Raw genomic sequence first — 23,826 nt, 5'->3', positions numbered from 1 at the left:
TTACCCGTAGAAAAAGGATTTTCGCGTCATATTTCGATACGAAAATCCTTTTTCAATTAAAATTATCTATCTATAAATCATTCAATCAGTAATATGTATCCATAAGTATAATGCTATTTCACTAGAAATTCTATTCAACAACAGAAGCTGCACCAGTTTCTTGTCCAAGCCTTCCTTTTACCCGATCCAAAGCATCCTGTTCCACACCTTTTGCTAATAAATATTTCTCAACATTTCCATATGTTTCCTCAAGATAATCATAAGCACGGATTATATATTCTCTGCTGGAATACAGGAATTCTTTAGGTACCTCAAAAAGAGCTGTGCCACCTTTATCAAATTGATGAAAAGACTCCAAATTGGTATATGTCACTTCGTAGTTGGAGATAATATCTTTTTTCCCCACGCCGGCTAGTCCCAGCAATAACATGGCTAAAACTCCGGTACGATCCTTTCCTGCTACACAGTGAAATAGCACGCCTCCGTCTGCTGCCTGATCAATAATGTTAAAAACTACCTGTACATAAGGACTTTCCTCAAGCATTTTTACATAAAAATCGCCCATAGTCAGATTCTTCAAAGCGCCGGCCTCCAATATCGGCTGCCCAGCAAACGGGATGTTGTGATAATCACAAAAATTAGCTTCAGCGAGCGGATTCGGGTGCTCTTCCACTTCATCTGTTCCGCGTAAATCAATGACCGTTTTCACACCATAAGCTTCTAAAAAGGAACTGTCATCCTTCGTTAAATTATGCATATCACTTGATCTTATGAATGCATGCCATTTCACCTGTTCTCCATTTTCAGTACTGTACCCGCCTAATTCACGGCAATTCTCCACACCTTCAAGCGGTAAACGAACCCAGTTTAATGCTGCATTTTTCATAAAGTATTCTCTCCTCCACTATAATTTTATTTATTCATTCATTACCTGCTGCCATGTGTAATTTTACTTTTAATTCGTGTCATTAAAAATTCAATGATAAGCATAAAGCTGCAGATAATAATAACTATTGTTGTTGTTTGCGCATAATTGTATGTTCCTATTGCCTGTGTAAGCAGCAGTCCAATTCCACCCACACCAATGATTCCCAGACTGATAGATTCGGATATATTTCCTTCAAACCGGACCGTAATCCAAGCGACAAAGGAAGTGATGCAAAGCGGCAACAGCCCGTGATAGACAATATTAAACCAAGAAGCACCTGTTGAACGCATTGCCTCAATAACATCATATCCAGCATCTTCAATACTTCCTGTAAACATTTTTACCAGGTAGCCAATGGCAGAAAATAACATGGCAATGAAGCCGGATGTATTTCCAAAACCCAGGCTTGCGATAACCATTAATCCCCAGACCAATGATGGGATCGAACGAATAACCGCAAAGGAACCTTTTATAAAACTGGATAAAAAGTTATTTGGTGTTATATTTGATGCTGCTAAGAAACTAAGAATTATCGCTAAAAATACCCCAACGACTAATGCTAAAAAGGCTAAAGATAAACTCGTCACAAGCTCTAATAGCGCAGCTGGAATAATAGAAGCGTCAATCGCCATCATACTGTTCAAAACGCCAGGGACATTCTCCAGCCTTGCAAAAAATTGTTCTAAATTGAGATTTATCAACATTGCAGCTAATACAAATATCGATACAAGTGCAGCAACCAATAGAATCATTTTCCAAATAGATCCTTTAGATGTTACACGGATATAATTCATTTCCATTGAAATTCACTCCCTTCATTATATCAGTTTTTTACGAAGTGTATTGGTGACAAACTCCGTTAACAGAATGATAGAAACAATCACAATAATAATCCCCAATGCCTCACCATAGTTGAATAAATTAATGTTTGTATCAATCAGGACACCGATTCCGCCAGCTCCGACAAGACCTAACACTACTGAAGCACGGACATTGATCTCAAATGAAAATAACGTCCAGTTTATCCATGAAGGGACAAATTGCGGCAGGACCCCATGCAATAAAATTTGAAAATAAGATGCGCCGTTTGCCCGAAGTGCCTCTAATTTTTCACCAGAGATTTCATCAATGGATTCGGCATAACTTTTTCCTAAAAATCCGATGGTTACAAAAATCAGTGCCAGCACACCGACGATACCGCCTAATCCAAATATGTAGACGAGTAATGCTCCCCAGATAACAAAGGGAATATTACGCATAACTGAGACAAGTGCACGGCAAATCATGCGGATGCTTTTATACTTATTCGTATTCTCCGAAATAAGAATTCCCAAAATAAGCGCCAGAATGCTTGATAAAAAGGTGGCAATCACAGCATAACCAATCGTATCCAAAACTGCCGGAATATATTGCTGCACATTTTCTAGACTAGGCGGAAAGAAATTCTGGAAGAAAAAGAGAATAAAGTTTGGCAGCCCCATCATCATATCAATCATAGATATCTTCAGGTAAATTACAGAAAATAGAATTGTTGCACAGATAAGAGCAGCAATTAACAACGGCTTTTTCGAATCTTCCTGATCAAGCTTTATTTTTTGGTTGAGATTACTCATGCCTTCTGTCCCCCAGTTAATTGTAACGCCGGCCCTTCCTTAACTCCGGTTGATATCCCTGTTTGAGCTGCATCATTTTGCAGCGTCATTTGTGATTCTTTTCCTTCATAAATAGAACGAATTATGTTATCCGATAATTCTGCCGGCTTCCCGTCAAACACAACCCTGCCCTTCTTAATGCCGACAATCCGGCTTGCATATTTCTTCGCATAATCCACTTGATGCAAATTAACGATGCATGTCAGCTTCTTCTCCTTTGAAATATTATGCAGCTGCTCCATAACAATATTAGCTGATATTGGATCAAGGGATGCAATCGGCTCATCTGCCAACAATAACTTTGGTCTTTGCAGCAGCGCACGGCAAATTCCTACACGCTGCATTTGCCCTCCGGACAGCTCATCAGCACGCTTGTAGATTTGATCTTTTAAACCTACTTTTTCTAAAAGCTCTACTGCTTCCTTTTTATCTTCATGCTTGAAAAGCCCAAAGATACTTTTGTACAGTGGCGTATCGTGCAATCTGCCATGCAGCACATTTTTTATCACATTTGTCCTGCCAATTAAATTATAATGCTGAAAAATCATCCCTATTTTCGAGCGTTCTTTTCTCAGCTTACTTCCACTGGCTTTTTCCAGATTATCTCCATGAAAAACCAGATTCCCTTCTGTTGAATCAATCAGACGATTAATACAGCGGATAAAGGTAGATTTACCAGCACCGGAAGGACCAATAACTACAATGAATTCACCAGGATAAAAATCGATGGAAATACCGTTCAAAGCACGTGTTGATTTTCCATATACCTTCACTAAGTCTTTAATGGATAATAATGGTTCCATTTATTATTCTGCCCCCTCTAAAGCATTAATCGTTTCTAACATTTCAATCGTTTCCTCATAATAGTTATCTTCAGTCGGATAGAAGCGTGCATTCGGCGTCTGATGTAATGCTTCAAAATATTCTTCATCCTCAAAGCTTACAAATGCATCTTCAATAGCCTGCTTTAAGTCTTCCGGCATGTCACCGCGAATGATATAAGATGCATCAGGAATACTTTGTGTACGGCCAATTATTTTGATATCATCCGGATTAAGATCTGCCGCTTCCAGCATCTGATCAATTTGTCCATTAACAACTGCTGCCGCATCAAAGTCTCCCATGGCTACCCCCATCAGGCTGTTTGGATGAGATTCTGTAAACGTTACATTTTCGAAAAAGTATCCAGATTGCTCTATTAAAGCTGGATCAAGATCTAATTCTTGAACAAGCGTCCCCTTTGGATATAGATAACCAGAGGAGGACGCTGCATTTACAAAAGCGAAATTCTTGCCCTCTAAATCTTCTATACTATTAATATCGTCATTATCACCCTGTGTAATAAAAGAAGTATAATATTCTGGGATATCATCTGCTTGCGGTGTTACGAGCAGCTCTGCACCTGCCTTTTTCTGTGCCTGATAATAGCTCATCGGACTTGCAAGCATCACATCAATATTCCCGCTCGCCATTGCTTCAATACCCACTGCATAACTTCCTCCCTGATACTCCACTACATCAATACCGACTTCTTCTGCAATATGCTCTCTGAGCTGGGTATGAAGCGTTGGTGAATTGGGATTGTCTTCATTTGGCATTTGAACGATAGCTATTTCCTCCGGCCAATCGCCATTTTCCCCTTTCCCGGAGGATGCTTCTCCAGTCTTGCCGCAAGCTGCTAAAAATAAAATCAATCCAATAAGTAGAAAACTTTTAAATAAATTTTTATACATTGTTTATGCTCCTTCAATGTGAATTATTGTGCTCTTTTATCTGATTATGCTGTGAGACCCCTCCAAATAGTAATTTATGATTTCTGGTGTCTGCGAATAAATGACAATCCTTTGTCCTCCTTTTGCATATTCAATGTATCTATATACTTACAACTCTTAATATACTTACTGTTTATTAAGATAATTCACTACTTTTGTAAACTTATTGTAAGGTTGATAAAAGCCACAACCATATTTTTATCCAATAAAAAAGGCTTTGAATGCTAATCAACACTCAAAGCCTTTTATCCGATTCTTTAATTCCCCTTTAACATCCGCAAGCCATTTAGAATAACTAGAATAGTGCTCCCCTCATGCCCAATCACACCAAGCGGCATATTGATAATCTGTAAAAAATTACTGGCAATCAGAATGCTTATAACAGCAAGGGAAAAAATGATATTCTGCTTAATAATCGCATTCATTTTTTTAGATAAACAAATCGCATTTACCATTTTTGCCAGATTATTTTTCATAAGCACAACATTGGCGGTTTCTAAAGCAATATCGCTTCCTGTCCCCATGGCAACACCAATATTTGCTGTAGCCAGAGCCGGTGCATCATTTACTCCATCGCCAATCATTGCGGTCTGCTGCTTTTGCTGTTTCAGCTGCTTTAAGTAATTTACTTTGTCCTCCGGTAAGCAATTGGCATGGAACTCTGTTATACCAGCCTCCTGAGCAATGCTTTCTGCTGTAGCCTGATTGTCACCAGTCAGCATAATCGTTCTTAAACCAAGGCCATGTAATTCTTGAATAGCTTCTACCGCATCCTGCCGAAGTGTGTCCTTCAGCAAAAATACGGCAATAATTTTTTTACTCCTTTTCACAAAGATATTGGTCGTTGCTTGTTCTTGAGTAGTAAAGGTTTGTAGAAACTTATCTGCTTCTTGCTTTCCGACCATTTCTGCATTACCGATCATCCAGTAGTCATCATCTACTCCCGCTGACAGTCCTCTGCCGTTATGATGTTGTACAGATGCAGTTATCTCCCTTTGGATTTTCCGATGTTCATCAGCCCAATTTTTCATTGCCTGAGCCAGCGGGTGGATGGATTCACTTTCCATCATATAGATTATATTTGCCAGATACGCAGTATCCTGCCCTTGATTAATAAAGTAATCAACGACAACTGGTTCTCCTTTGGTTAACGTACCTGTTTTATCTAAAGCAACAGCATCTAATTTAGCTAAAGCTTCTACATAGACGCCGCCTTTAAATAGAATACCCTGCCGGGCTCCATTGGAAATAGCAGATAAAGTTGCCGGCATGATCGAAGCAATTAAAGCACAAGGTGAAGCAACAACCAGTAAAATCATTGCACGGTAGACGGTATCCGTCCAGGTCCATCCGAATAGATAATGCGGAAGAAACATCATCACCGCGACTGTTAGAAGAACTATTTTGACATACAATCCTTCAAATTTTTCAATAAATTGCTGGGAAGGCGAGCGTTCTTCATGTGCATTTTGAACCAACTCAATAATTTTTTGAAACATCGTCTCCGTTGGCAATGTATTTATTTCAATTTGAAGACTGCCGCTGAGATTAACCGTTCCAGCAAACACCTCATCGCCTGATTCCTTGGAAATTGGGATTGATTCACCAGATAAAGCACTCTCATCAACTGTTGTATGACCTTTGACAATGAACCCGTCAGCAGGGATTCTTTCTCCTGTTTTCACAGTAATCTGATCTCCAGGTTTTAATTGGTCAATGGCTGCCACCTCACCGTTTAGCAGGGTCGCTGTTTCTGGCTGCAGCTGCATCAGACTTTGCAATTCATTCTTATTTTTATTTTCTGTATAGCTTTCCAATGCACCGGATAAGGAAAAGATAAAAATTAATATAGCCCCTTCTGCCCAATAGCCTATAGAAGCAGCTCCAATTGCTGCAATAATCATTAATAATTCTACATTTAATTGTTTTGTCTTATATGTTTCTGTGATTCCTTCCTTTGCCTTGGCAAAGCCCCCAATCAAAAAAGAAGCAATTAATAAACTCACCCATAGAGCATAATCTATACGGCTGGATAACACCCAGGCTATTAAAATAAGGATTCCGCTTATGGCTGCGGCAATTATTTCTCCATGTATTTTAAGGTTGGGTATAAAAAAAGGATACTGATTTGTTTTTATTTCTTCCATTTTATAAGCCTCCTTTAATGCGATTTGTATTTCTGATATTGATTCTCATTTTCATTTATTTATAACAAATATTAAATTATAATTATTATAAATAGTATAGCATACTTTTCTTTTAATTGTTTGTAGAAATGGTGACAAATTTTATTGAAAGCATGGTAAATTCACAATTAAGAGACATATATCAAAATTCGGTGGGATGAGTTGTATCCATAAATAAAGAAAAGATAATTCCGGGGAAATAAAAATAAGAGAAAAACTCATGTAAAGGCATTAAAGAAATCATAAAGTAATGTAAACGATAGACACCTGTCCGATTTAGCAGTTGGAGCTGGCTGAACAGTTTTAGAAATTCCAATTCTTCTTATTTAAATTGCAGTAATCAACGCTATTGAATATAAAAAATACCTGAGACAAAATCTCAGATATTTTTCACATGAAGTGGCAGATCATTTTATTGTTTCATGATGGATAATGGAATTGAATATCGGGGATAAAAGAAGCTTGTATTTTTTTACTCTCTGAATTTCCGTTCTTCTACCAGTACTTTTTTTCTATTATTTATTTGGGTTAACCCGTATCCGAACAAGCACAGAATGAGTGCAAATATGGTAACTGTGATGATTGGTAAAATAATTGAATAAGATTGATTTGCAATTAAAATAATTAGAAAAAGCAGAACTGCTGTAATAGAAATGAATCCTCCCAAAAGGCGGCGGAACATCCTCTTTAAATGACCAATTCTTGAATCCAAATCAGAGAAAAGATTAAATGTTCCCAGTTCGGACTTTTTACGAAAATAAATCCAATTAGAAAACTCACCAATTTTCTCCGCGCCAGTTTCTTCAATAAAATCGATATAATCTTCACGTTCTTTTTTCGATAATTTTGGATCAAGTAGTTCTAATCTGTATATATATTCATTAGGAGTGCTCTTTTTAAATGTATACTGAGGTACATTTACTTTGGTCAATTCCCAGCCATCTGCAGCCATTTCGTTTAGCCACTGTTCTTCTTCTGCAAATTTCCAAACGGTGAATAGTTTTTTTATTTTTTTCTCCATTATTTCTCACCTCCGGATTCAACTATTTTCATTCCATTGTCAATAAGCTCCTGCAATCTTAACAGCTCCATCTCCACTATTTCCTTTCCTTGCGTGGTAATAAGGTATTCTTTTTTGCGATTGTTTACGCTTTTTGGTAATGCTTCAATCCAGCCCTTTTTTAAGAGGTTATTTAAAGCTCCGTATAACGTCCCTGCTGCCAGGGTTACTCTTCCTTCCGACATCTTCTCTACTTTCTGCATAATACCGTAGCCATGGAGAGGCTCATACAGGGAAAGCAGCGTATAATAAATCGCTTCTGTTAAAGCTATCTGTTCATTTTGCATCTTATTATCTCCTTTTTATATCTACCTACGTTATATCGTATTCCGATACAATATATTATATCGCGACCCGATATAACTGTCAACGATATAAAAAACCTCATTTACAAAGTCTATCATCACGATAAACCTGATAAATGAGGCTTTTCCATTCCTATCATTTTCTCTATACCTTTACAACCGATATAAAATAATTTATTGTTTCCCCGCTCTATTTGACTGTTTCTCATCTAAATCCCTGTAAAATCGCTCCTTACGAGAAAGATAGCGTCCGTGTCCCCTGCGCTCTCTGGCTCTTTTTATTTGTGCCTGAATATACATCATCAGCGGCAATACACCAAGTGCATACCTCCCATAACGTCCAACTTCAAAATCTGGCAAAATAGCCTCAACTACAATAGGGAAAACAGTAAACAACAGGCCTATCATAATAACTAAAATGATTTCAGCATGAAATCTGCCGCTGATACGTGTAACTTTCCGCCCCATCACCAGGATAAAGGAAATAATATACACAGACACGAGACAAAACCCTGCATAGAGCATTGTAAAAAATACTGCATCCTTCGCATTATCACCAATAAGAAAGTTTATTGGCTCGCCCTGGAACAGAATTCCTTCTTCACTTCCGTTAAAAGTGAAGAATACAATAACCATATAACCGACCATAAAAAACATAAAAAAGGTGAGACATAAAACAACAATACTCCAGAGAATTAAGAAAAGTCTTCGAATAAGCCCAAAAATAAGGCCGGAACCGGGTATTTTACTGAAAATATAAATAATGATAAAAAGTACAACACAGCCGCCAACTACAAAAAGAGTAGAAAGAATTTCATCTGTTATCATAATCTGCTCCTTCTTTTATCTCCGTACAGAGGAGAAGTTGTTATTATCATATACAGATTCTGTATTACCTGGCAATAGTATTTTTTAATCAATTAAACAGATAGATAAGAGAATACTTGTTATATTCTTATAAAGCACAAAAAGAGCTGGAAAAGATACTAGATTGGTATCTTTTCCAGCTCGTTTGAGTCTAAATCATTTCACTTGGTTTATATTAGTTAACATACTGAGAAGTTTTGAATACTGCATGATTAAAAAGGCAGTTCATCTCTCTTAATAGCCTGCAAACTCCTCTGAACGAATATTGTCTTCATTTACACCGGCTTCCACAAGCATTTTCTGCATTGCTTCTACCATATCACCAGGTCCGGACAAATAATAGATTGGTTTATTGACATCTGAGACATGGCGTTTAAGCAGTTCCGCATCAATATGCCCACGCTCTCCGTCCCATTCGCCGGCCTCTGCTCTCGTCATGACCGGGACAAAGTTAAAATTAGGATTTCTTTTTTCCAAATCCTCCAAGTCAGATAAAAACGGCGCATCCTCCGGCGTTTTATTCGAATACAGCAACGTAAGGTCATGACCTGTTTTCTGATTTGTTGCCTCCGCAATCATGCTTCGAATAGGAGTTATACCAATACCGCCAATAATAAATACAGCTGGGGTTGATTCCGTTTTATGCAGGGTAAAGCTTCCATTTGCCCCATCAAACTCAACTTCACTGCCTTCTGGAAGATTTTTTAACTCCCGTTTAAAAGCGGTATCTCTCAGACGGGTTGTCGTAACTAATTCATTTTCACTTGGTCCATAAACGAATGATAATGCTCTTTTTGTTCCTTCCTCATCTATCTCACTTGGATTGATTAGTTTGATGTGCGTCAGCTGGCCTGCTTTAAATTCAAATCCTTCTGGCATTTCCCAATGGAAAGCCACTGTATCTTTCGCAACTAATTCTTTTTTCTTTAATTTAATCTTGCTGTTTGTCATTTCCAATCACTCCTTTTCATAGAGTAAATCTTTTTCTTAGAAAGAGGCTGATCGTAAGCCATAATTTTGTTATATAATATTTTCACCCTTATTTTTCTATATGCAAACAGGCAAGCTTCTTAAAATAGTTCATAAAAAAGACGCTAACCCTTACTATGTCAGGATAGCGCCTTGTCTTATACTTGCACAAATTCATTAGAGTCTGGACTGATAACTTTTTCTATTCAGTATCCCCTGATAAAAACTCCTGCAGTGCCTGTTTATTTTGCTCTATATCAATTTCCAATACAGCTCCAGCGTCTGTACGGGCATTCCAAAAAGAATTATCTACAGGAATTCTTAAGGTTTCCATTGGATGATCGCTTCCGGAAATTAATCCTTTGCCTATTGTAAGAATGGTTTTATTATCTACATTTGTGTCAACGTACGGATCAGCAACCCCTAACAGCTTTGGCAATTTCACCAAACCATGAAGACTAACCGCTTCGTCCTTCAGCTTGGTAATTGCTTCCTGCTGCCGCTGTACTCTTCCATAATCACCGTCTGCGTCTTTACGAAAACGTACATACCCAAGCAGCTCATCGCCATTTAATACTTGTCTGCCCGGTTCAAGTGTCATACCGATACCTTCTGACATTTGATGCGGGACGTCCACTTCTATACCATTTGGTGCAATAATGTCTGTGATTTTTGAAAAACCTTCAAAATCGACAACAGCATAATAATTCAAATCTATATCAAAATTTTGCTTCAGCGTCTGTCTGAGCAGCTCGGGACCATCAAATGCAAAGGCAGCATTAATCTTCTGCATTCCGTGTCCAGGGATCTCTACATAAGTATCACGCATAATAGAGGCAAGTTTAATGTCATGTGTGTCCTGATTATAATGGGCAATCATAATCGTATCGGAAAGACCACGTTCTTCCCCGCGAGTATCACTGCCAATCATTAAAACATTGATTTCTCCAAATTGCGGTTCTGAACCTTCAAAAGGAACAAAGGTTGTGCCGTCATCTTTGTATGGGCCTTCTTTTGCTATTGATAAACCTTGGTAGTATTGCGTTATGGCATAAGCTCCCACTGCAATAATACATACAAAAATAAACAACAGGACACGACGTCTCCATTTACGTTTCGCAGATTTTCTTTCACGTCTTTTCATATGTAACGCTCCTTGTATTTTTCTTTAATCGAGGGTTCAAAAAGTAGACATCGTTTTTTTATTCTGACAAGTAATCGCAAAAGCTCTTCGGTGGGACGAGTAATCGCAAAAGCTCTTCGGTGGGACGAGTAATCGCAGTCCCAGTCCCAGCCCATCGAAAAATCCACGTCAACGCACTTCCTGTGGAAATTCATTATCTCGCCGCTTATCATTTGATGACTTTTTGAACTTCCTCTTTAATTGGAAAGTGATTTTAAAGCAATTTGTACAGCAACAGCATCATCCATATATCCAATCGGAAAGATATAATCCGGGACAACATCTACCGGTGTAATAAAGTACAATAGTACGCCTCCCATAATTGTAAGCGTGAAGGGTGTCCCCTTATATTGCTCAAATTGGGCATAAAAATTCTTCAGCTGTTTGATAAATGGTCCAATACTGCCTACTTCATCAATCTTTTTCTTAAATTTATTGTGGATGATTTGTTTTCCTTCTTCTGTTTGAGCGTATTTTTCATAACTGCCTAATTGCTGTTGAACCTCATCCATACTAAAATTACCATCATAAAGCTCTGATGCTTTTAGCGTTTGCTGAATCTCTTTTACAGATGTATACATATCCGAAGTGCCTTGTGATTCTGCTGAACGGATCGGATAACCGGCAGCCTCCATAAGCTCCGCCAGTGGTACATCCAAATAGGAAGCAAATTTCTCTAAATGCTGAATGTTTGCTTTACGTTTTCCATTGATAATACGTGAAATGGTCGCTTTATCTATGCCAGTGTGCTCACTGCATTTTCTTATCGACATTGCACGGGTATGCAATAACTCTTTTAATCTATTTCCGAAATTGTCCGCAGTCATATGCATTATCCTTCCATTTATATATTTGGTGATTGGTCACGATGCATGTATTCCGAATTAAGACAGTCCACAAAAGGCACACACTGCTAATATTTTTTCTACATCATTTTAAATATAATCACCTAGGTATTCTAATAATAATCTATTAGATAATATATACGAATGTTGACATTATGTCAACGAATTAAAAAAACTAAATAAGGGCGCAAATCCCTGTTTTACAGGATTGCACCCTTTTATATGAGTATCTTCATTTTATTACTTAAAAGACTAGCTTCATTCCTTCATGACTTGCTGAAAATCCTAATTTTTTGTAAAAGCGATGTGCATCATCCCGCTGCTTATCTGTTGTCAGCTGTACAAGACCGCATTTTTCAGCTTTTGCAATAGCAATTGCTTCTTTAAACAAAGCCTCTCCTATTCCTTTCCCACGAAAATTCTTGTCAATACGTACGCCCTCTATTTGCGCACGCTTCATCCCTTTTCTTGCTAATCCGGGTATAATGGTTAATTGAAGACATCCGATTACCGTTTTATCTTCAATGGCTAAAAGAATTTGATTGCCTGTTTGCGCTTCTATCGCATCAAAAGCTTGATAGTATTCCTCCGGTAATGGCTCTTCATACCTTTCACGTCCGGAACCTAATGCATCATCAGCTAATAAGCGGACAATTATAGACAGATCTTCTTTTTGAGCCTTCCGAAAAATCATATTGTATACCTCCTCATAATATAACGAACAGAATATCTGGATTTGCAAAATCTGCTTTTTTACTCATTTTGTTCAAATACCGCTCCCTCTAAGCGGATTATATCATCCATTATGCTTTCCTGTTCATAATCCAATAATCTAATAATTCTTATTAACTCAGGAAGTGCATCATCTATTGTATATAATTTATCTGAAGCCAGGTTATAAGTCACATGAAGTAATTTCTCTGCCATTTCTGCAAAATCTAATTTACGGCTTAATTTGTCTATTAATAAATCTTTTGGTGTTTTTTCTGATGTCATTTTATCACTCTCCCTAAGAAGATTCCTTAGTCAATATCTTTCATGTTATACTTTCTGTGAATAGATAATCTTTTATTAAAGAAATGAAAATAAACTTGTTATCAAATTCCAGTAAGATGATCAATTTAATTCGTTCAATAGTTGTCGCATCATTCAATTTCTATCAAATTATATTTGGTGATAATTGGGGTTATTCAAAATCACCTCTTTTATTTTTTATTTAAAAATAACTTTATAGGTTACTTTAAATTTATTATAACATATTTAGTTATAAAAACAAACGTACGTTCTCTTTTATCAAAATAAATTATATTGTTTCATAAGGAGAGGTAATTAAATGAGCATCGATAAAAATGTAGGAAAGAATATCAAAAGAATTAGAAACGAACGTCAGCTTACACAAGAAGAATTAGCGAACAAAGTAGGAGCTATAAAACAGACCATTTCCAAAATAGAACGCGGTGTTTTCTCTCCTTCCTTTTCACTGTTAGTCAAAATATGTAACGAACTATATACAACTCCTAACGAACTGCTATTGGAGGATTCACAACGGTTACAATGGGTAGCAGAGAGCCCTGATCAATTAGAATATTCCATAAAAGGTTTGGAACAGGAAATGACAATAGTTGAAGATTTATGGGCAAAGGCAGAAAAATATAAAGAGGATGGAGAAGAAAAGCAAGAAGCTAAAGTTTTACATGAAATTATAGATCACTTTGCATGGGAAAATGACCATTTTAGAGAAGTCGCTGAATACCTTTATAAAAAAAGATTAAATGATTATTTAACTAAAACATCCAAAGAGCTGAGAAATAACAAAGTAATGAACTTAAGATTGATGGAGAAAGAAGCATTTAAAAAGGATGGTAAATGATGATAAATTTTTAAAAACAAAACAATCTGTCTTATCTATATAAGACTAGAATTTATCTCTATTTACTGTACCCATTTTGAACAAGTGTTATTAATTATACTTTTATACGGCCAGTTCCCTTATTCCATTAGAATACTTTCCTATTTATAATCCATCTTGAGAAAGATGGATTTTTTGTTTCCTCCAAATACTTCGCCATTCTCCTTATAACTTACAGCGATTAAAAATCCATAACATTAGATAAACCAAGTCTAGGACATGCTGGTTGAAGTAATATTTTTATGATTTCCCTTCTACTTAAGCGGATTTTTTCAGGGCATATATAATAGAAGTTTCCAGATTGAAAATAAATATGATCGGCCAACGGCAAAAAGATAAGAAAAAATTTTGGATATTCTTCACTTGATAGCGACAAAATATCCAATGAAAGTGTATAATGAAATTCGTGACGAAAAATCGACAAAATCGGCCAGCTATTTTTTTATTTCGTGCAAAACGCGGATTAAAAATATATAATAATCAAGGATACTAAGTTTTCTTTTGTTAATATGGAGGTTAAAAAATATGTTCAAGAAAAAACCAGATAAATTTTCCCTTTATCTCGTTGATTTCGCAAAGCACTTACATGAAACGGCAGATTATTTCTTTCATTTTAAGGTGAAAGATTCGGATACACTGCAACAGTTTTCCGATACCATAAAAAAACATGAATCCATTGCCGATGATAAAGTTCATGAAATCATTAAAGATTTAAATCAGGCTTTTATTACTCCTATTGAAAGGGAGGATATTCTCCAGCTTGTAAATAATCTGGATGATATTATGGATGGAATGGAGGATTTCTCTTCCAGAATGGATATTTATAATATAATATCTTCCGATGATTACATCGATCAATTTACAAATTATATACTAAAATGCTCCAAAGAAATTTTGACATCAATGGAATTGATCGCGAATTATCAATTAAAAGATGTGGAAGAGCATGCTATCCGTATTAAAGATTATGAAAGTAACTGTGACGAGTTATATCGTGAATCCTTAAGGAATTTATTCCAAAAAGAAAAGGATGCCATTAAAGTAATCCAGTATAAAGAAATTTATGAAATTCTGGAAGAGATAGCCGATTATTGTCAAAACGTAGCAAGTACATTACAAAGCATCATTATGAAAAATGCGTAAAAGTGTGGTTAAAATATGGAGTTTCTTACTGTAATTATTGTATTGATTGTAATTTTTGCTCTTCTCTTTGACTTTATAAACGGGTTTCACGATACAGCAAATGCAATTGCAACATCTGTATCAACGAAAGCCCTGACACCCAGGAGAGCAATTATATTGGCTGCTGTAATGAATTTTGTCGGAGCATTAACCTTTACTGGTGTCGCTCAAACGATTACCAGCGGCATTACCGACCCATTTAAATTGGATAATGGACTGGCCGTCATTTTAGCCGCTTTGATTGCGGCGATTATCTGGAATCTGGTTACGTGGTATGCAGGAATCCCAAGCAGCTCATCTCACGCAATTATCGGTGCCATAACTGGTGCAGTTATTGTGTCAGCAGGGTTTGATGCGATTCATTTCCAAGGATTCCTCTCTATACTTGAAGCCTTGATTTTCTCCCCTGTTTTAGCTTTTGTAGTCGGGTTTATCCTGTATGGGATTATTAAAGTTATTTTTAAAAACAGTAATTTAGCAAAGACAAACAAACGATTCCGACTTGTGCAGGTATTAACTGCATCTGTGCAATCCTTCGCTCATGGTACGAATGATGCGCAAAAATCGATGGGGATTATTACCATGGCATTGATTGTCGGAGGTATGCACACAACCACAGATATCCCATTTTGGGTACAAGTTTCCTGTGCTGCAGCAATGGCACTTGGAACTTCTGTAGGCGGATGGCGAATCATTAAAACGGTTGGCGGAAAAATTATGAAAATCCGTCCAGTAAACGGCGTTGCAGCTGACCTTACTGGTGCTGCCGTTATCTTCGGAGCAACACTTATTCATTTACCTGTAAGTACAACCCATGTTATTTCATCCGGTATCTTAGGGGTTGGAGCTTCTCATCGGCCCAAGGGTGTTAACTGGGGTGTAGCAAAACGGATGGTTGTTACGTGGGTAATCACCTTGCCGATTACCGCTACATTAGGTGGAGTTATTTATTATATTTTGAATTTCTTCCTATAAAGATTGTTTGGTTCTCATTATGGCTGTTAAACAATTAAGGATAGTGGTTTTCTGCTTAATCTAAGGACCAGATTGAGGCTGACTTTTGTTGTAATCTAAACATAAAAAGCCAGTTCAAAATAAGCAATACCTTCCACTGCTTTATAATGAAGAGCAAAGTATCTCTGATCTTCATTATAAAGCTTAGCGAAAAGTCTTAATATTTTTCTAATCGGGTCTTTCCTTAAATAGGGAAGACTTTTTGTTTTATCGTTAAAGTTAGCAGTTTTTTTGAGAAAAAAATCCCAATCCAGAAAAAATAAATTTTTAGCTGGATTGGGCTAGTAAGACTTTATTCTGATGGCATTACTTATTGCCAATCTCTACATATTTTATGGTGGCCTCTTTTCCTTGTATAACATATTAAACCTTCTCTCAATCTAAGCCCACCACATTGCTGCTGGTGCTTCTTCCATATTCACCTGTTTCAGATTTTTCACTGCTGCATGAAAACCTTCATCAATAGACATAATCGGATCTTCATGCTCGATACTAATCACATAATCATACCCGTACGTTCTTAATGCACTTACAATATTTGACCACTCCTGAATACTATGCCCATACCCTACCGAGCGAAAGCTCCAGGCCCTGGTCTGCACATCTCCATACGGCTGCATGTCGGTTAAGCCGTACATGTTGACATTATCCTGATCAATATAGGTATCCTTCGCATGGAAATGGTGAATCGCTCCTGCTTTCCCCAGAATTTTAATTGCTGCAACAGGATCAATTCCCTGCCACCATAGGTGACTTGGGTCAAGATTCGCACCAATAGCATCATTTGTTGCTTCACGAAGCTTTAATATTGTATGCGGTGTATGGACTAAGAAACCTGCATGCAGCTCTAAACCGACCTTCACACCATGATCCTCAGCAAATTGTCCTTGTTCTTTCCAATATGGAATTAATTTTTCCTCCCATTGCCATTTCAAAATATCGGAATATTCCGTTGGCCATGGTGTGACCGGCCAATTCGGGTACTTAGAATCTACATTAGACCCCGGTGTCCCGGAGAAAGTATTCACTACAGGAACATCGAGCATTTCTGCCAGACGAACCGTTTTTACAAAAGCTTCATGACTGGCTTTTGCATGTGCTTTATTCGGTGAAACAGGGTTATCATGACAGCTGAATGCACTAATTGTTAATCCCCGTGATTCCACCTTATCCTTGAATTCTTTTCGCTTCTCACTATTTTCTAAGAGCTCATCAATTTGACAATGTGCTGCCCCCGGGTTTCCGCCTGTTCCGATCTCCACCGCATCTAATCCGGCGTCCTTTACATAGTCCAGCATGTCCTCAAACTTTTTTTCTGCAAATAAAACGGTAAATACACCTAGTTTCATTAACTTTACCTCCCCTAGTATGATAGAAAAATGCTTTTTCCTTGCTCACTGCTTTCGTAAATAGCATCGATTACCTTCGTTACGCGTAATGCTTCTTCAGGGCTGCTCTTTAGTGATTCTTTTCCTAAACAAGCATCAATAAAATTCTTCGCTTGTAATATACCTGCCTGGTGATGATCTTCTATTATTTCTGTATGTGTTTCCATCATTTTACCGTACTTTGGCTGATAGACCTCATAAGGAAAAACACTTAAACTGCCTTTATCTCCGGATATCGAAATATGTGTCTGATCTTCGCTGCCCAGGAACATTCAAAAAAAGCGTGCTCTAGTTATCAAAACGGATATACGCGCTCACATGGTCATCGGCATCAACCGCTTCAGTGTCATAACTTCTCCAATGAATAGATTCTTTTCGTTTGAACTGATTCCAATGCCCCCAGGATAATTGCTAACGATTTCTTTCCTTCTTCGCCATTAATTAATGGCGTTGTATCGTTTTGAATGGATTCGATAAAATGATCAATTACATGTGTTGTCGTCTGTCCGCCTTCGTCATTAGACTGAATCGCACCAAGTTCATACTTTACGACTTCTCCATTCGCATATTGAGCCACCAAAGAATAGGCTGGATCATCTTCTAAGCGGAGCATCGCTTTCTCACCGTAAATGATGGTTGAATTATCTTCTTTCGCTGTATATGCCCAGCTTGCTGCTAACGTACCAATCGTGCCTTTTTTCGATTTCAGAATTAAGGCTGCATTATCATCTACATCTGTGCCCTCCTTCGCACTTGTTTCCACAAAGGCACCGACTTCCACAAACTCATCCTGTAACAGATAACGGATTAAATCTGCTTTATGTACGCCTAAATCCCCCATTGCGCCGATGAAAGCTTTATCTTTTTGAAAGAACCAGCTGTCCTTTCCATCTGCACTCCATCCTTCAGGACCACCATGTCCAAATGCTGTACGGAAGCTGTAGATTTTTCCAATAGCTCCTGATTCAATTAATTCTTTTGCCTTTTGATGAGAAGCTACAAAACGCTGATTATGCCCAATCATCAATTTCTTACCGTTTCTTTCCGCTGCTTCAATCATTTTATCCGCTTCTTCTTCAGAGGTTGCCATCGGCTTTTCGCAAAGCACATGCACGCCTGCATTTAGCGCATCAATGCTCACAGGTGCGTGTAAATAGTTAGGTAAACACACACTTACTGCATCAATTTTTTCGCTTTTTAGAAGCTCTTTATAATCCGTATAAGCTTTGGCATCAAATTGTAGGGCTGCTTTTTCCGCACGTTCCCCGACAATGTCGCAGACAGCTGCAATGTTAACATGTTTGTTCTGTGCGTATTCCGGTAAATGGCGATACTTTGCAATGCTCCCGCATCCGATAACTGCTATATTTAATATCATACTTATTTCCCCCTCTATCTCATATTATTTATCCTTGTTCAACTGGTTGAACATTGCCATACGTATGCTTAGGTGTATCTTGATTTTGCGCCCACTCTACAGCGTTTTTAATTATTTGCTGTACCTCAGTCTGATGATAAGTCGGATAGGTTTCATGGCCGGGCCGGAAATAGAATATTTTTCCTTTGCCGCGTTTAAAGGTTGCCCCGCTGCGGAATACTTCTCCGCCGGTAAACCAGCTGACAAAAATCAGCTCATCCGGTGCCGGAATATCAAAATGCTCTCCATACATTTCTTCTTTTTCAATTTCAAAATATTCACCAACGCCCCTGGCGATTGGGTGAGATGGGTCCACATTCCAAACACGCTCTTTATCGTTCGATTCACGCCATTTTAAATCACAGCCTGTACCCATTAAAGATTTAAATATTTTAGAAAAATGCGCTGAATGAAGTGCAATTAATCCCATACCATCTAAAACACGCTGCTTGGCCCTCTCAATTATGTCATCTTGCACTTCTCCGTGCGCCATATGCCCCCACCATATTAAAACATCTGTCTTCTCTAATAATTCTTCAGTCAACCCATGTTCCGGTTCATCCAGAGTAGCTGTTGTGACATCATGTCCTGCTTCTTTTAAAAAGTTGGCGATGGCTCCATGAATACCATCTGGATAAATAGAAGCTACTGTTTCATTTGTTTTTTCGTGTCTATTTTCATTCCATACAACTATATTCATATTTATTCTCCTCGCATTATCTTATTTGTGTCATGTCTGGACAGAATTTTTTAACAGGAATAGATTAAAAAATGTTATCCCTCATACTTTTCAAACATATTTCTAATCAAAAAGGAGCTAATATAAGTAATTAAAGAAAAGCCGATAAAAATATCTAAATATAATTTTATTACGAATACATACGGCGAATAAAACATTAAAATAGTTGGACCAAGTGTAATAGCTATAATTAGTAATGTTGGATAAAGATTAGCTATACCTAATTTTAATACATTGACGCATGCTTGCTTTATAGTACATTTATAACGTGCAATATAAGGAAAAATCAATACAAGATACATGCAGAAAATCATCGAGAACATGACTAAACTCATTAAAATTAACGTCGAAAAATCTCCTGTATAGAATTGTAGAAAGAAATAATTCAAGGCTAAAATCATACCGAATAAAGATAAAAATCCCCATACAAGCGTGCTTTGTTTAAAATTTTTTTTAAATGCCAGCCAAAATCCGCTAATTATTCCACCCTCTTCCCCTCTGACCATTTTCAATGTGATGGAAAACATGGCAGTGAGGGAAGCACCAATTGTAACAATTGGCAAACAACAAAGGAGAAACAATATATTTAATAAAATTAATTCTACTGCTCTAGACAAAAAGTGATACACTGGACCATCTATACTTAAAATACTATTCATGTTTTGTTCGCCCCCTGTTGACACTATTCTTTAACAGATCCTACAACAATACCTGTAACAAAGTATTTTTGAAGAAAAGGATAAATTAACAATAAAGGAATAGTAGAAATTACTATTTTGGCAGCATTAAGATTACGGTTCTGTACTTCTGCAATATTCTGCAGTGCGTCGCTGTTTGTGCCAGATCTCACTAATTCAGCGATATCAATTGTAAGAGACTGAATATAGGTCATAATCGGGTAATTACTTACTTGACTCATATAAATCAGCCCCGACATAAAATCATTCCAGTTACCTACAATACTAAACAATGCCACTGTTGCCAGAGCCGGCAAAGATACCGGAATATAGACTTTAAATAATATTTGCAGTGGACTGGCACCGTCAATAACCGCTGCTTCTTCCAGGGATTTTGGTACACCGACGAAAAAATTCATGATTAAAATCACACTAAAAATCGGCACCGCCCCTGGTAAAACTAACACCCAAATTGTATCCAATAAATTCAGATTTCTGATTACAATATATGTCGGAATTAGCCCGCCGCTAAATAACATCGCAAAAATAATAATATTCATATAAATATTTCTACTCTTAAATTCGCGTTTTGTTTTTGATAATGGATAAGCCATTAACACAATCAGTATCAGGTTAATTGCCAAAGCAAGCACCACACGTTGTACAGATATAAAGAATGATCTCCAGAATTGTGCATCCTCCATAATCATTTCATAAGCCTTTGTCGAGAAATTGACCGGCGTAAGCCCAACTATATTGGCTGCCACTGCTGCCCCGCCACTGAAGGATATGGCAACGATATTCCACAAGGGTAATAGACAAACTAACCCCAAAGAAATAACAATAAAATAAATGATAAATTTCCCAATTTTTGTGGAGAGACTATTTCCTTGTATCATCTATACTCCCCCTTAGAATAATTTTCTTTCTGTGAATTTTTTAGCTGCATTATTAGCTGACAGTATTAGAATCAAACCGATTACGGATCTAAACAAACCTACAGCCGCTCCAAAACTGTAATCCCGTCCAACTAAACCTTCCCTGTATACATAGGTATCAATCGTATCTCCAGTTTCATATACAATCGGAGAATAGAGATTATATACCTGATCAAAGCCGCCTTCTAATACATTTGGCAAACTTAAAATCGCCAAGAGCAGAATAATCGGCAGCATCCCTGGTAAGGTAATATGCCAAACACGCTTCCACCAATTTGCTCCATCTATACTGGCAGCTTCGTGCAGACCCGGATCCACAGAAGCAATAGCCGCTAAATAAATTACTGAGTTAAAGCCAAACTCTTTCCAGACATCCGACCCGATTAATAAGGGCTGGAACCATGTATTACTTCCAAGAAAATTAATTCTATCCAGACCGAACGAATGCAAAATTTGATTAACCGTTCCATCCAGACTAAATAAATTGACTACTACCGTCGCCAAAACCACCCATGATAAGAAATGAGGTAAATAAACAATTGTCTGTACAGATTTTTTAACCAATTTTAAACGAATTTCATTTAGTAAAATCGCAAATGCAATTGCCAGTAAAGAACCAAAAATAATCTTTCCTAATGCAATCACAATTGTATTTCGAAACACTTTTCCAATATCAGGCAGGTTGAACATATATTTAAAATGTTCCAGTCCTACAAATTCCGAGCCAAAGAAACCTTTTGCCGGCACAAAATCTTGAAAAGCCATGATAATCCCAAACATTGGCGCAAAACTAAAAATAAGTAAGAAAATCATTCCTGGCGCTAGCATAGCGTGATAGGTTAATTTCGCTTTTTTTACATCTTTCTTCCGATCACGTGCAGGTGCAACCTGATTATTTACTGCCAACCTCCGTCCCCCCTTTTTAATAGAGGGGCTGTTTATCAGCCCCTCTTTCCTATCTATTCTTGTTGAGCCAGCTCTTCTTCTATTTCTTCCAGAATCTCCTTACCGCCTTGGTTATTCCATTTATCAACAAACGTATCGAAATAATCAATTGGCTCTGCTCCTGTTATAATCTTAATAAAGTCCTCTTCTTCTAGCTTTATTAAATTAGCACCTTTTTGCTCCATAGTTGGTGTATTAACAACATAAGCTGCTTCTGCCCAATTAAATCGATCTTCCTCTGTCACCTTATTCATTAGCCCCCACCCTACAATACGGGAATGATAGCTGGACCAGTTGCCCGTTGAAGTGTCTTCAGGATTTTCTATATATTCTTCAATCCCTTTTAACTTCTGTCTAACTTGAGAATTAGTAATTTCTTCAACAGCCATCTCCTCATTCAAAACAGCTTGAACATCTTGATAATCTTCCAAATATGTCTGCATAGGAAGAACTACGATATTAAATGGTTTCGTCGAATCATCTACACCCTGTTCCAAATATTCTGCTACCTCAGGAAACGTACTTTCCATGTCCTCTTCCGTTGTATTTTCAATATCATCATAAAAGAAGTTCAACATTTGAACTGCTTTTTCTGGATGCTCATATCCTTTTCTGACAACTATAAAACTGCCGCCTGTTGTTTTCTGTTCAGGTACGTTTACTCTCCCCTCGTCATCAGCTAATACATAAGCTGCAAATCTTGCGTTATTATCCATCTCCCTGACATTCGATAATCCCCAGTCTGGTATATGCCAAGGACCCGTTGCGATACCTGTTTGACCATTTGTAAGTAATGCCATAATGTCGTCAAATGATCTCGTTCCAAATTGCGGGTCAATGATACCTTCCTCAAACCAGTTATTCATTAATTCAAGTGCTTGTTTTGTACCTTTTGATGTTGATCCATAAGTAATACTGCCATCATCTTCTATTAAATATCTTTTAGGCTGTCCCTCAAAAACCGCTGCAATAGAATTCATCGTAAATGAACCATAATCTCCAGCATTCAGATAATTTTCAAAAGGTATTCCAACCGGGTTGCCAGAATCTCCTGGATCTTTTTCAATGAAAGTTTTGGCAACTTCTTCTAATTCATCCAAAGTAATAAGACGATCTCCATCCTCATCTATAGATAAATCTAATTCTTCTAACCAATCCTCACGTATCCAAGTCATTTGCGGAGCTGCCAACGATTCAGTTCCCGGAATTGCCATCAGACTGCCATCAAAAGTTGCATCTTCCAAAGGCCGATTATCATAACTGGCATAGGTTTCTTTAATGTAATCGCTTGCATTATCTTCATATACATCCGTTAAATCTTCAATTAAATCATTATCGACTAAATCTTTTAACTCTTCTCGGGAAACGATCATCATATCTGGTAAATCCCCAGAAGAAATAGCCAAGGCTACCTGCCTGTCATAGTCTGCGCCCTCTGCCTCAAAAGCATTCCGAATATCAATATCTAATTGTTCTTCTGCGGCACGAGTATAGGCATTATCTTCAAAGGTATCCCCTTCAGGTAATTTAGGATTTGAACCAACCGAACGCCCAATATTTATAATAACCTTACCATCTTCTGTAGTTGTTTCCCCTTCATTGGAAGATTTCTGTACACATGCAGCTAGTGCACTAGTAAGCAGTAATAAGATTAATAGCAATTTCATCCTTCTTAATGAATCCGTTTTCATTTCATGTAATCCCCCTTATTATTTTGTCTTTCCAGAGCAAAATCATGGCCATTGATTTCGTATAATTTTATTTTAATTGATGTCTGATTCATGCGAAATATCAAATAATCCGTTTTCATATCCTATTTTCCGGAACCTCCTATTATTTAAACTCTGGAA

Annotated in this window: 25 protein-coding genes; 3 read left to right on the top strand and 22 right to left on the bottom strand. The window is 37.4% G+C overall.

Translation table 11 applies throughout. The features are described 5' to 3' along the window. Positions 1-130: 130 nt before the first annotated feature. The 14 genes from MKY30_RS12930 to MKY30_RS12865 form a co-directional block, all read right to left on the bottom strand. The gene (locus MKY30_RS12930) at positions 131-886 is read right to left on the bottom strand and encodes a tyrosine-protein phosphatase (RefSeq protein WP_341084160.1); all 756 of its coding nucleotides are present in this window, start codon (positions 884-886) and stop codon (positions 131-133) included. Positions 887-927: 41 nt separating this feature from the next. Further along, on the bottom strand, positions 928-1,728 hold the full coding sequence (locus tag MKY30_RS12925; RefSeq protein ID WP_341084158.1) for a PhnE/PtxC family ABC transporter permease: 801 nt from the start codon (positions 1,726-1,728) through the stop codon (positions 928-930). Positions 1,729-1,746: 18 nt separating this feature from the next. Then, entirely contained in the window at positions 1,747-2,541 is a 795-nt protein-coding gene (gene phnE / locus MKY30_RS12920; protein ID WP_339285108.1) for a phosphonate ABC transporter, permease protein PhnE, read from the bottom strand. Continuing rightward, positions 2,538-3,383 carry a phosphonate ABC transporter ATP-binding protein gene (gene phnC, locus MKY30_RS12915; RefSeq protein WP_339285107.1) on the bottom strand — a complete coding sequence of 282 codons (846 nt, stop codon included), beginning with the start codon at positions 3,381-3,383 and terminating at the stop codon, positions 2,538-2,540. Before phnC ends, phnE begins: the two co-directional genes overlap by 4 nt. 3 nt (positions 3,384-3,386) lie before the next feature. Then, the gene (locus tag MKY30_RS12910) at positions 3,387-4,313 is read right to left on the bottom strand and encodes a phosphate/phosphite/phosphonate ABC transporter substrate-binding protein (RefSeq protein WP_339285106.1); all 927 of its coding nucleotides are present in this window, start codon (positions 4,311-4,313) and stop codon (positions 3,387-3,389) included. 296 nt (positions 4,314-4,609) lie between these two features. Continuing rightward, entirely contained in the window at positions 4,610-6,499 is a 1,890-nt protein-coding gene (locus tag MKY30_RS12905) for a heavy metal translocating P-type ATPase (protein WP_341084156.1), read from the bottom strand. Positions 6,500-7,010: 511 nt separating this feature from the next. Next, entirely contained in the window at positions 7,011-7,559 is a 549-nt protein-coding gene (locus MKY30_RS12900) for a DUF2812 domain-containing protein (RefSeq protein WP_147212027.1), read from the bottom strand. Then, positions 7,559-7,885 (bottom strand): PadR family transcriptional regulator, encoded by a 327-nt coding sequence (locus tag MKY30_RS12895; RefSeq protein ID WP_339285103.1) that lies wholly within the window; start codon positions 7,883-7,885, stop codon positions 7,559-7,561. Before MKY30_RS12895 ends, MKY30_RS12900 begins: the two co-directional genes overlap by 1 nt. Before the next feature lie 192 nt (positions 7,886-8,077). Continuing rightward, complete coding sequence (locus tag MKY30_RS12890; protein WP_339285102.1) at positions 8,078-8,731, bottom strand: hypothetical protein; 654 nt, start codon at positions 8,729-8,731, stop codon at positions 8,078-8,080. 273 nt (positions 8,732-9,004) lie between these two features. Further along, positions 9,005-9,721 carry a ferredoxin--NADP reductase gene (locus tag MKY30_RS12885; protein ID WP_341084154.1) on the bottom strand — a complete coding sequence of 239 codons (717 nt, stop codon included), beginning with the start codon at positions 9,719-9,721 and terminating at the stop codon, positions 9,005-9,007. 220 nt (positions 9,722-9,941) lie between these two features. After that, the gene (locus MKY30_RS12880) at positions 9,942-10,883 is read right to left on the bottom strand and encodes an LCP family protein (RefSeq protein ID WP_147212031.1); all 942 of its coding nucleotides are present in this window, start codon (positions 10,881-10,883) and stop codon (positions 9,942-9,944) included. 236 nt (positions 10,884-11,119) lie between these two features. Next, positions 11,120-11,749, bottom strand: a complete 630-nt coding sequence (locus MKY30_RS12875) for a helix-turn-helix domain-containing protein (protein ID WP_339285101.1) — start codon at positions 11,747-11,749, stop codon at positions 11,120-11,122. A 262-nt stretch (positions 11,750-12,011) separates the two neighbouring features. Then, positions 12,012-12,461, bottom strand: coding sequence for a GNAT family N-acetyltransferase (locus MKY30_RS12870; protein ID WP_147212033.1), 450 nt, complete (start codon positions 12,459-12,461; stop codon positions 12,012-12,014). A gap of 59 nt (positions 12,462-12,520) precedes the next feature. After that, a complete protein-coding gene (locus MKY30_RS12865; protein WP_147212034.1) occupies positions 12,521-12,763 on the bottom strand; it encodes a hypothetical protein in 243 nt (80 codons plus the stop codon). Positions 12,764-13,100: 337 nt separating this feature from the next. Here MKY30_RS12865 and MKY30_RS12860 point away from each other — a divergent pair, with 337 nt between their 5' ends. The 3 genes from MKY30_RS12860 to MKY30_RS12850 all read left to right on the top strand — a co-directional run bounded on the left by MKY30_RS12860 (position 13,101) and on the right by MKY30_RS12850 (position 15,833). Continuing rightward, positions 13,101-13,637 (top strand): helix-turn-helix domain-containing protein, encoded by a 537-nt coding sequence (locus tag MKY30_RS12860; RefSeq protein ID WP_147212035.1) that lies wholly within the window; start codon positions 13,101-13,103, stop codon positions 13,635-13,637. Positions 13,638-14,201: 564 nt separating this feature from the next. Continuing rightward, positions 14,202-14,819, top strand: coding sequence for a DUF47 domain-containing protein (locus tag MKY30_RS12855; RefSeq protein ID WP_147212036.1), 618 nt, complete (start codon positions 14,202-14,204; stop codon positions 14,817-14,819). 15 nt (positions 14,820-14,834) lie between these two features. Further along, complete coding sequence (locus tag MKY30_RS12850; protein WP_147212037.1) at positions 14,835-15,833, top strand: inorganic phosphate transporter; 999 nt, start codon at positions 14,835-14,837, stop codon at positions 15,831-15,833. Positions 15,834-16,252: 419 nt separating this feature from the next. Here the strand turns inward: MKY30_RS12850 and MKY30_RS12845 are convergent, their stop codons facing one another. The 8 genes from MKY30_RS12845 to MKY30_RS12810 form a co-directional block, all read right to left on the bottom strand. Then, complete coding sequence (locus tag MKY30_RS12845; RefSeq protein ID WP_341084152.1) at positions 16,253-17,221, bottom strand: sugar phosphate isomerase/epimerase family protein; 969 nt, start codon at positions 17,219-17,221, stop codon at positions 16,253-16,255. A 14-nt stretch (positions 17,222-17,235) separates the two neighbouring features. Then, on the bottom strand, positions 17,236-17,532 hold the full coding sequence (locus MKY30_RS12840; protein ID WP_156988406.1) for a Gfo/Idh/MocA family oxidoreductase: 297 nt from the start codon (positions 17,530-17,532) through the stop codon (positions 17,236-17,238). A 74-nt stretch (positions 17,533-17,606) separates the two neighbouring features. Next, positions 17,607-18,638, bottom strand: a complete 1,032-nt coding sequence (locus MKY30_RS12835) for a Gfo/Idh/MocA family oxidoreductase (RefSeq protein WP_156988408.1) — start codon at positions 18,636-18,638, stop codon at positions 17,607-17,609. A 28-nt stretch (positions 18,639-18,666) separates the two neighbouring features. Next, a complete protein-coding gene (locus tag MKY30_RS12830) occupies positions 18,667-19,377 on the bottom strand; it encodes a ThuA domain-containing protein (RefSeq protein WP_341084150.1) in 711 nt (236 codons plus the stop codon). Positions 19,378-19,451: 74 nt separating this feature from the next. Continuing rightward, a complete protein-coding gene (locus MKY30_RS12825; RefSeq protein ID WP_147212524.1) occupies positions 19,452-20,075 on the bottom strand; it encodes a YesL family protein in 624 nt (207 codons plus the stop codon). 23 nt (positions 20,076-20,098) lie between these two features. Next, the gene (locus MKY30_RS12820; RefSeq protein WP_156988414.1) at positions 20,099-20,992 is read right to left on the bottom strand and encodes an ABC transporter permease subunit; all 894 of its coding nucleotides are present in this window, start codon (positions 20,990-20,992) and stop codon (positions 20,099-20,101) included. Positions 20,993-21,004: 12 nt separating this feature from the next. Continuing rightward, entirely contained in the window at positions 21,005-21,859 is an 855-nt protein-coding gene (locus MKY30_RS12815) for an ABC transporter permease (protein ID WP_147212570.1), read from the bottom strand. Between the two features lie 131 nt (positions 21,860-21,990). Continuing rightward, a complete protein-coding gene (locus MKY30_RS12810; RefSeq protein WP_341084146.1) occupies positions 21,991-23,667 on the bottom strand; it encodes an extracellular solute-binding protein in 1,677 nt (558 codons plus the stop codon). Positions 23,668-23,826 lie beyond the last annotated feature (159 nt).

The sequence above is a fragment of the Oceanobacillus sp. FSL W8-0428 genome (assembly GCF_038004405.1).
Lineage (GTDB): Bacteria > Bacillota > Bacilli > Bacillales > Amphibacillaceae > Oceanobacillus > Oceanobacillus sojae.
The sequence above is the reverse complement of the archived record's forward strand: the minus strand, read 5'-3'. Positions and strand labels throughout refer to the sequence as shown.

Excerpts from the sequence above, each read along its gene's own strand:
- MKY30_RS12930 (WP_341084160.1), bottom strand. The coding sequence starts at position 886 with ATGAAAAATGCAGCATTAAACTGGGTTCGTTTACCGCTTGAAGGTGTG.
- MKY30_RS12925 (WP_341084158.1), bottom strand. The coding sequence starts at position 1,728 with ATGGAAATGAATTATATCCGTGTAACATCTAAAGGATCTATTTGGAAA.
- phnE (WP_339285108.1), bottom strand. The coding sequence starts at position 2,541 with ATGAGTAATCTCAACCAAAAAATAAAGCTTGATCAGGAAGATTCGAAA.
- phnC (WP_339285107.1), bottom strand. The coding sequence starts at position 3,383 with ATGGAACCATTATTATCCATTAAAGACTTAGTGAAGGTATATGGAAAA.
- MKY30_RS12910 (WP_339285106.1), bottom strand. The coding sequence starts at position 4,313 with ATGTATAAAAATTTATTTAAAAGTTTTCTACTTATTGGATTGATTTTA.
- MKY30_RS12905 (WP_341084156.1), bottom strand. The coding sequence starts at position 6,499 with ATGGAAGAAATAAAAACAAATCAGTATCCTTTTTTTATACCCAACCTT.
- MKY30_RS12900 (WP_147212027.1), bottom strand. The coding sequence starts at position 7,559 with ATGGAGAAAAAAATAAAAAAACTATTCACCGTTTGGAAATTTGCAGAA.
- MKY30_RS12895 (WP_339285103.1), bottom strand. The coding sequence starts at position 7,885 with ATGCAAAATGAACAGATAGCTTTAACAGAAGCGATTTATTATACGCTG.
- MKY30_RS12890 (WP_339285102.1), bottom strand. The coding sequence starts at position 8,731 with ATGATAACAGATGAAATTCTTTCTACTCTTTTTGTAGTTGGCGGCTGT.
- MKY30_RS12885 (WP_341084154.1), bottom strand. The coding sequence starts at position 9,721 with ATGACAAACAGCAAGATTAAATTAAAGAAAAAAGAATTAGTTGCGAAA.
- MKY30_RS12880 (WP_147212031.1), bottom strand. The coding sequence starts at position 10,883 with ATGAAAAGACGTGAAAGAAAATCTGCGAAACGTAAATGGAGACGTCGT.
- MKY30_RS12875 (WP_339285101.1), bottom strand. The coding sequence starts at position 11,749 with ATGACTGCGGACAATTTCGGAAATAGATTAAAAGAGTTATTGCATACC.
- MKY30_RS12870 (WP_147212033.1), bottom strand. The coding sequence starts at position 12,461 with ATGATTTTTCGGAAGGCTCAAAAAGAAGATCTGTCTATAATTGTCCGC.
- MKY30_RS12865 (WP_147212034.1), bottom strand. The coding sequence starts at position 12,763 with ATGACATCAGAAAAAACACCAAAAGATTTATTAATAGACAAATTAAGC.
- MKY30_RS12860 (WP_147212035.1), top strand. The coding sequence starts at position 13,101 with ATGAGCATCGATAAAAATGTAGGAAAGAATATCAAAAGAATTAGAAAC.
- MKY30_RS12855 (WP_147212036.1), top strand. The coding sequence starts at position 14,202 with ATGTTCAAGAAAAAACCAGATAAATTTTCCCTTTATCTCGTTGATTTC.
- MKY30_RS12850 (WP_147212037.1), top strand. The coding sequence starts at position 14,835 with ATGGAGTTTCTTACTGTAATTATTGTATTGATTGTAATTTTTGCTCTT.
- MKY30_RS12845 (WP_341084152.1), bottom strand. The coding sequence starts at position 17,221 with ATGAAACTAGGTGTATTTACCGTTTTATTTGCAGAAAAAAAGTTTGAG.
- MKY30_RS12840 (WP_156988406.1), bottom strand. The coding sequence starts at position 17,532 with ATGTTCCTGGGCAGCGAAGATCAGACACATATTTCGATATCCGGAGAT.
- MKY30_RS12835 (WP_156988408.1), bottom strand. The coding sequence starts at position 18,638 with ATGATATTAAATATAGCAGTTATCGGATGCGGGAGCATTGCAAAGTAT.
- MKY30_RS12830 (WP_341084150.1), bottom strand. The coding sequence starts at position 19,377 with ATGAATATAGTTGTATGGAATGAAAATAGACACGAAAAAACAAATGAA.
- MKY30_RS12825 (WP_147212524.1), bottom strand. The coding sequence starts at position 20,075 with ATGAATAGTATTTTAAGTATAGATGGTCCAGTGTATCACTTTTTGTCT.
- MKY30_RS12820 (WP_156988414.1), bottom strand. The coding sequence starts at position 20,992 with ATGATACAAGGAAATAGTCTCTCCACAAAAATTGGGAAATTTATCATT.
- MKY30_RS12815 (WP_147212570.1), bottom strand. The coding sequence starts at position 21,859 with ATGCTAGCGCCAGGAATGATTTTCTTACTTATTTTTAGTTTTGCGCCA.
- MKY30_RS12810 (WP_341084146.1), bottom strand. The coding sequence starts at position 23,667 with ATGAAAACGGATTCATTAAGAAGGATGAAATTGCTATTAATCTTATTA.